The 6,888-nt window shown below is 69.6% G+C and carries 7 protein-coding genes; 5 read left to right on the top strand and 2 right to left on the bottom strand.

All coding sequences use genetic code 11. The annotated features are described in order from the left end of the window. Positions 1 to 478: 478 nt before the first annotated feature. Genes FV228_RS16740 through FV228_RS16720 form a run of 5 tightly spaced genes read left to right on the top strand, consistent with a single transcriptional unit; the run spans position 479 to position 6,018 of the window. Positions 479 to 2,095: an ABC transporter substrate-binding protein gene (locus tag FV228_RS16740; protein WP_147855664.1), complete on the top strand. Its 1,617-nt coding sequence runs from the start codon at positions 479 to 481 to the stop codon at positions 2,093 to 2,095. A gap of 9 nt (positions 2,096 to 2,104) precedes the next feature. Continuing rightward, the gene (locus FV228_RS16735) at positions 2,105 to 3,085 is read left to right on the top strand and encodes an ABC transporter permease (protein WP_147855663.1); all 981 of its coding nucleotides are present in this window, start codon (positions 2,105 to 2,107) and stop codon (positions 3,083 to 3,085) included. Positions 3,086 to 3,092: 7 nt separating this feature from the next. Further along, the gene (locus tag FV228_RS16730) at positions 3,093 to 4,064 is read left to right on the top strand and encodes an ABC transporter permease (protein ID WP_147855662.1); all 972 of its coding nucleotides are present in this window, start codon (positions 3,093 to 3,095) and stop codon (positions 4,062 to 4,064) included. Continuing rightward, entirely contained in the window at positions 4,061 to 5,041 is a 981-nt protein-coding gene (locus FV228_RS16725; RefSeq protein ID WP_147855661.1) for an ABC transporter ATP-binding protein, read from the top strand. Before FV228_RS16730 ends, FV228_RS16725 begins: the two co-directional genes overlap by 4 nt. Next, on the top strand, positions 5,038 to 6,018 hold the full coding sequence (locus FV228_RS16720) for an oligopeptide/dipeptide ABC transporter ATP-binding protein (RefSeq protein WP_147855660.1): 981 nt from the start codon (positions 5,038 to 5,040) through the stop codon (positions 6,016 to 6,018). The genes FV228_RS16725 and FV228_RS16720 overlap by 4 nt, the downstream gene beginning before the upstream one ends. Positions 6,019 to 6,096: 78 nt before the next feature. Here FV228_RS16720 and FV228_RS16715 read toward each other — a convergent pair whose 3' ends face one another. Both FV228_RS16715 and FV228_RS16710 read right to left on the bottom strand, forming a co-directional pair. Next, positions 6,097 to 6,570 carry a VOC family protein gene (locus FV228_RS16715; RefSeq protein ID WP_147855659.1) on the bottom strand — a complete coding sequence of 158 codons (474 nt, stop codon included), beginning with the start codon at positions 6,568 to 6,570 and terminating at the stop codon, positions 6,097 to 6,099. Between the two features lie 118 nt (positions 6,571 to 6,688). Next, the coding region (locus tag FV228_RS16710; protein WP_147855658.1) for an MEKHLA domain-containing protein at positions 6,689 to 6,888 on the bottom strand (200 nt) is incomplete at its 5' end.

The raw sequence follows: 6,888 nt of genomic DNA, 5'->3' as shown, positions 1-6,888 counted from the left end.
CGCCTGAACCGCGACGCGTTTTCCCTCCCCCCTCTGCGGGGGAGGGTGGCCCCCGGAGGGGGTCGGGCCGGGACGAAGTCCCGCAAGAGGGGAGCGACGGTGCAGAACAGGGCTTCGCCCGTCATGCCGGTCGCGCCCTTTGCTGAACCCGGGCTCCCCTCTCCCGACCCTCGCTGACGCGAGGCCCACCCTCCCCCGCAGAGGGGGGAGGGAGGCGCGCTTGGTGGTAGCCTTGCCCCTCATCCGGCAGCGCTGTGTGGACATCATAGCGCAGAGGGAGGCGGGCGGGCGCGCGCCATCTGACCGCGATCCAGAAACACCCCACCCCCTCGACCCCGTATTTTGCATACAGATGGTCCGAACCTTGCTGTGGGTGTGTGGCCGGTGCGGTTTGCCCGCGCGCTTCACTCGGCCTAGGCTCAACCCCTGCGCTGGTGGTGGCGGCCTGCCATCAACTTCCACGGTTTCGGAGATCCGCTTGTCCCGTTCGACCCTGAAGATCCTCGCCCGCGGCGTGGCCGCAGGCGCGGTCGCGACCTTCGCGCTGGCGGCGCTGCCCGCGCAGGCCGCCAACGTGTTCCGCTTCGCGTTCCAGGGCGATCTCAAGTCGCTGGATCCCTACTCCCTCAAGGAGAGCTTCACCGAGGGTATGCAGCAGGCGGCCTACGAGTCGCTGGTCACCCTCGACAAGAACCTGAAATTCGCCCCCGGACTGGCGGAATCCTGGGAGACGCCGGAGCCGACCCGCTGGCGCTTCCACCTGCGCAAGAACGTCACGTTCCACGATGGCTCGCCGTTCACCGCCGACGACGTGCTCTTCTCCGCCCAGCGCGTCCGGGCCTCGGGCTCGAACTTCACCACGAACGTCCCGTCCGACGCCGAGTTCGTGAAGGTCGACGACCACACCGTCGACATGGTGCTGAAGAAGCCGAACCCCATCGCCCTCGCCCAATTCCCGACCTGGCTGATCATGTCGAAGAGCTGGTCGGAGAAGAACGGCGCCGCGCAGCCGACCCCGGCCAACGCCACCAGCCCGAGCTACGCCACCCTGCACGAGAACGGCACCGGCCCGTTCGTGATCGCCGAGCACCAGCCCGGCGTGAAGACGGTGTTCAAGAAGTTTCCCGGCTACTGGGGCAAGGTCGAGTCGAACCTCGACGAGGCGGTGCTGACCACGATCGCCAACCCGGCGACCCGCGTCGCCGCTCTGCTCTCGGGCGAGGTCGACTGGATCGATCCCGTGCCGTTGCAGGATCAGCAGCGGGTGAACGCCAGCGGCACCGCCATCGTGATGGCGGGCCCCGAGCTGCGCACCATCTTCCTCGGAATGGATCAGGACCGGGACGAGCTGAAGGATTCGAGCGTCAAGGGCAAGAACCCGTTCAAGGACATCAAGGTCCGCGAGGCGTTCTACCTCGCCATCGACGAGGAGACGATCGCCAAGCGCGTGATGCGCGGGCAGGCCGTGCCCTCCGCCCTGATGATCGCGCCGAGCCTCTACGACCGCGGGGCCGAGTTCAAGCGCCCGGCCACCGACCTCAAGAAGGCCAAGGATCTGATGGCCCAGGCCGGCTACCCGGACGGGTTCTCGCTCACCATGGATTGCCCCAACGACCGCTACGTCAACGACGAGGCGATCTGCCAGGCGGTGGTCTCGATGCTCGCCCGCATCAACGTCAAGGTGAACCTGAACGCCCAGCCGAAGGCGAAGTACTTCTCCAAGGTGCTGGCCCCGAACTACGACACCTCGTTCTACCTGCTCGGCTGGACGCCGTCGTCGCTCGACAGCCACAACATCCTCTACGAGATCGTCGGCTGCCGGAAGCCCGGCGACAAGTCGGGACGCGGCAGCTGGAACCTCGCGGGCTACTGCGACCCGAAGATCGATGAGATCGCCGACAAGGTCGAGGGCGAGACCGACAAGACCAAGCGCGACGCCCTGATCAAGGAGGGCTTCGACGTCCTGAGCGCCGACTGGGGCTACATCCCGCTGCACCAGCAGGCCCTGGCCTGGGGCGTCTCCAAGAAGGTTCACCTGACCCAGCGCGCCGACAACCTGCTCCTGCTCTACTGGGTCTCGAAAGATCCGCAGTAGGGCCCGGGCGTGCTCGCCTTCCTGCTGCGCCGGGTGATCCAGGCGGCCGCGGTGCTCGCGGTCGTCGGGCTCATCGCGTTCTCGATGTTCCGGTTCGCGGGCGACCCCGTGAACCAGATCGTCGGGCCCGATACCCCCGCCTCCGAGCGGGCCGAGATCCGCAAGAGCCTCGGCCTCGACGATCCGGTGCTGATGCAGTTCGCCCGCTACGCCGGCGACGTGGTCCGGGGCCGTCTCGGGATCTCGTACCAGTTCCGCCAGCCGGTCTCGCAGCTGCTGGCCGAGCGCATGCCGGCGACCCTGGAGCTCGCCTTCTGCGCGACGGTGTTCGCCCTGGTGGTCGGCGTCCTGATGGGGGTCTACTGCGCGCTGCGCCGGGAATCCTGGCTCGCCGGGCTGTTCCAGGCGGTCTCGCTGGTCGGCATCAGCCTGCCGACCTTTTTGATCGGCATCCTGCTGATCTACCTGTTCTCGGTGACGCTCGGCTGGCTGCCCTCCTACGGGCGCGGCGACACGGTGCGGCTCGGCTGGTGGACCACCGGCTTCCTCACCTGGTCCGGCCTCAAGGCGCTGATCCTGCCCTCGGTGACCCTCGGCCTGTTCCAGATGACGCTGATCATGCGGCTGGTGCGCGCCGAGATGCTGGAGGTGCTGCGCACCGACTACATCCGCTTCGCCCGCGCCCGGGGCCTCTCCACCCGGGCCGTCCACCTGCGCCACGCCCTCAAGAACACCCTCGTGCCGGTGATCACCATCGCGGGGCTCCAGCTCGGCTCGGTCATCGCCTTCTCGATCATCACCGAGACGGTGTTCCAGTGGCCCGGCATGGGCCTGCTGTTCGTCCAGGCCGTGCAGAACGTCGATATCCCGATCATGTCCGCCTACCTGCTGCTCGTCGCGCTGATCTTCGTGACCATCAACCTCGTGGTCGACATCCTCTACACCGTGGTCGACCCGCGCCTGCGGCTGTCGTCCGCGCGGACCGCGTGAGGCCGGCATGAGCGGACGTGATAGCGACGCCGGCAACGCGCCGCCGGTCCCGCTGGCGGCGGCGACCCCTGGACGGCTCGCGCGCTGGCGCGATTCCGACCTGGTCGCCAGCTTCCTGCGCTCGAAGACCGCCATGGCGGCGCTGCTCGCCACGGTGGTGATGGTCGGGCTCGCGGTGGCGGCCCCGCTGATCTCGCCCCAGAACCCCTACGACCCGGCCCAGCTCGACCTGATCAACTCCAACCTGCCGCCGATCTGGCAGGCGGACGGCCAGGCGCCGTTCTACCTCGGCACCGACGACCAGGGCCGGGACGTGCTCTCGGCGGTGCTGTACGGCCTGCGCCTGTCGCTGATCGTGGGCGTGCTCGGGGTGATCACCTCCGGCGTGCTCGGCATCGCGCTGGGCTTGGTCGCCGGCTACGCGGGTGGCGCCCTCGACACGCTGATCATGCGGGTCGCCGACGTGCAGCTCACCTTCCCGGCGATCCTGATCGCCCTGGTGGTGGACGGCGTCGCCCGGGCGAGTTTTGGCGGCGCGCTGGATGTCGGGCCGCTGATCGGGCTGATCGTGATCTCGATCGGCCTGTCGTTCTGGGTGCAGTACGCCCGCACGGTGCGCTCCTCCGTGATGGTCGAGAAGGGCAAGGACTACGTCCAGGCCGCCCGGCTGATCGGCCTGACGCCCCCGGTGATCCTGGTCCGCCACGTGCTGCCCAACGTCACCGGGCCGGTCTTCGTCATCGCGACGATCAACCTGGCGCTGGCGATCATCACCGAGGCGACCCTGTCGTTCCTCGGCACCGGCCTGCCCGAGACCATGCCGTCGCTGGGCACCCTGATCCGCACCGGCAACCGGTTCCTGTTCTCCGGCGAGTGGTGGATCGTCGCCTTCCCGGGCCTGGCGCTGGCCGGCCTCGTCATCGCCATCAACCTCCTGGGGGATTGGCTGCGCGACGCGCTCAATCCGAAGCTGCAATGACCGAAACCATCCTCTCCGTACGCGACCTCACGGTCACGTTCGACACGCGGCGCGGGCCGCTCACCGCCATCGACCGGGTCTCGTTCGACATCGGCCGGGGCGAGATCCTGGGGGTCGTCGGCGAATCCGGGGCCGGCAAGTCGGTCACCGGCTCGGCGGTGATCGGGCTGATCGACCGGCCCGGCCGGATCAGCGGCGGCGCGATCACGTTGCGCGGCGCGCGCATCGACAACCTGCCCCCCGAGGCGATGCGGCGGGTGCGGGGCAAGCGGATCGGCATGATCTTCCAGGACCCGCTGACCTCCCTCGATCCGCTGTTCCGGGTCGGCGACCAGATCGTCGAGACCCTGCGGGCCCACACCGACCTCTCCGCCCGGGCGGCCCGCACCCGGGCGATCGACCTGCTCGCCGAGGTCGGCATCCCGGCGCCCGAGCGGCGGATCGACGGCTACCCGCACGAGTTCTCGGGCGGCATGCGCCAGCGCGTGGTGATCGCGCTGGCGCTCGCCGCCGAGCCGGAGCTGATCATCGCCGACGAGCCGACCACGGCGCTGGACGTCTCGGTCCAGGCCCAGATCATCACCCTGCTCAAGCGCCTGTGCCGCGAGCACGGCACCGCGGTGATGCTGGTGACCCACGACATGGGCGTGATCGCCGAGGCCGCCGACCGGGTCGCGGTGATGTATGCCGGGCGGGTCGCCGAGATCGGCCCGGTCGCCGCCGTGATCGCAAAGCCGCACCACCCCTACGCGGTCGGCCTGATGGGGGCGATCCCGACCCTGTCGCAGGAGGCCGACCGGCTCAGCCAGATCCCCGGCTCGATGCCGCGGCTCACCGCCATCCCGCAGGGCTGCGCCTTCAACCCGCGCTGCCCGAAGGTGTTTGCCCGCTGCCGCGTCGAGCGGCCGGAGCCGATCCTGGTGGGCGAAAGCCGCGTCGCCTGCCACCTGTACGACGTCACGGAGAAGGCGGCGTGAGCGCCTATGTCGAGGTCACCGACCTGCGCCGCCTGTTCGATGTCTCGAAACCCTGGCTCAACCGGGTGATCGAGCGCGAGCCCCGCCGGTTCCTCACGGCGGTGGACCGGGTCGGCTTCACCATCGCCAAGGGCGAGACCTTCGCGATCGTCGGCGAATCCGGCTCGGGCAAGTCGACGGTGGCCCGGATGGTGGTCGGCCTGCTGCCGCCCTCGGCCGGCGAGGTGCGGATCACCGGGATCTCGATGACCGATCCCCGGGAGGCGGCGGCGCGGCGGCGTCTGCGCTCGCGCATCCAGATGATCTTCCAGGACCCCTACGCGTCGATGAACCCGCGCTGGCGCGTGGGCAAGATCATCGCGGAGCCGATCCGCGCCTTCAACCTGATCCAGGGGGAGGGGGCGATCCGCGCCCGGGTCGGCGAGCTGCTCGGCCTGGTCGGCCTCCACCCGGACGATTCCAAGAAGTACCCGCACGAATTCTCCGGCGGCCAGCGCCAGCGGGTCGCCATCGCCCGGGCGCTCGCCAGCCAGGCCGAGTTCCTGGTCGGCGACGAGCCGACCTCGGCGCTCGACGTCTCGGTGCAGGCGCAGATCCTCAACCTGATGCGCGACCTGCAGGACCGGCTCGGGCTGACCTACCTGTTCATCTCCCACAACCTCGCCGTGGTCCGCCACATGGCGACCCGGGTGGGGGTGATGTATCTCGGCCGCCTGGTCGAGGTCGCGGCCGCAAAGGATCTGTTCGCGCGGCCCCGCCACCCGTACACGCGGATGCTGCTCGACGCGGTGCCCGACCTCGCCCATGTCGGCCGCGCCCGGGTGCCGGTCTCCGGCGAGATCCCGAACCCGATCGACCCGCCCCCGGGCTGCACCTTCAACCCGCGCTGCCCGCTGGCGAACGACCGCTGCCGCGCGGAGGTGCCGGCCCTGCTCGACGGCGTCGCCTGCCACGCGGTGCAGGAGGGGCGGGCCTGATCTTTGGGTCGACGCGGGCCGGGTCGGATGCTCGCTGGCGTCCGTAGCGGGTGGAAAGCGGACACTCGATCAGAAGGATCAGCGGTCGCGAACAGCGGTTGGCGGCTGCATGAACTCGATCGTCGCGCCGTCAGGGCCCACGACGTAGATCACCCGCGTTCCCGCCCGCGCGCCACCCGCGATCGGCTGCGGCGTGCCTTGTGCCTTCCAGCCGTAGGCGGCGATCCGCGCCAAAAGCGCGTCGATGTCATCGACCACGAGGGCGAGATGCGCGAAGCCCGGGTCGAACGGCTTGGCCGGTGCGCTCGGCCGATCCACGCCCTGATACTCAAGGAGTTCGATCGTCTGATCTGCCAGCGACACGATCGCCATGTGCACCTGCGCCCCATGCGCGCCCGTCACTTGGCCGAGGAACTCGCCCCCCATCTCGCCCGTGCGCACGAGCCGCGCGCCAAGCCCATCAACCCAGAACCGAAGCGCCTCATCGAGGGAGGCGACCGCGAAGCCGACGTGGTCGGCACGCTGCACCTGGAAGGTTGTATGCTCGGTCATGCAGACTGTCCTACCGGCAAACGGGCTGCTCGTCTGATATGGGTCGAAAGCAGAAGCCAGCGCGCGTCGCAGGTCGCCCACCCGCGCCCATACGCGAGAGGGTGCGCCTGACCCCACCTCACGCGTCGCGCCATTCCGAAAACGTCGCCGCCTGGCCCACGCTTACGCCGTCGCGGTCGAGCTGCCAGACGATCGCCTGCTCGATCCAGAAGCGCCGGCCGCCCTTGGCGATCCGCAGGCCGCGGTAGCCGCGGGTGAAGCCGTCCCGGGCGACGGCGTCGAGGAGGCGCTGCCGCTCGGCGCGCTCGGGGGCCTCGG

Origin of the sequence: Methylobacterium sp. WL18 (assembly GCF_008040015.1) — a bacterium.
Classification (GTDB): domain Bacteria; phylum Pseudomonadota; class Alphaproteobacteria; order Rhizobiales; family Beijerinckiaceae; genus Methylobacterium; species Methylobacterium mesophilicum.
This window is presented reverse-complemented; position numbering and strand designations above follow the sequence as displayed.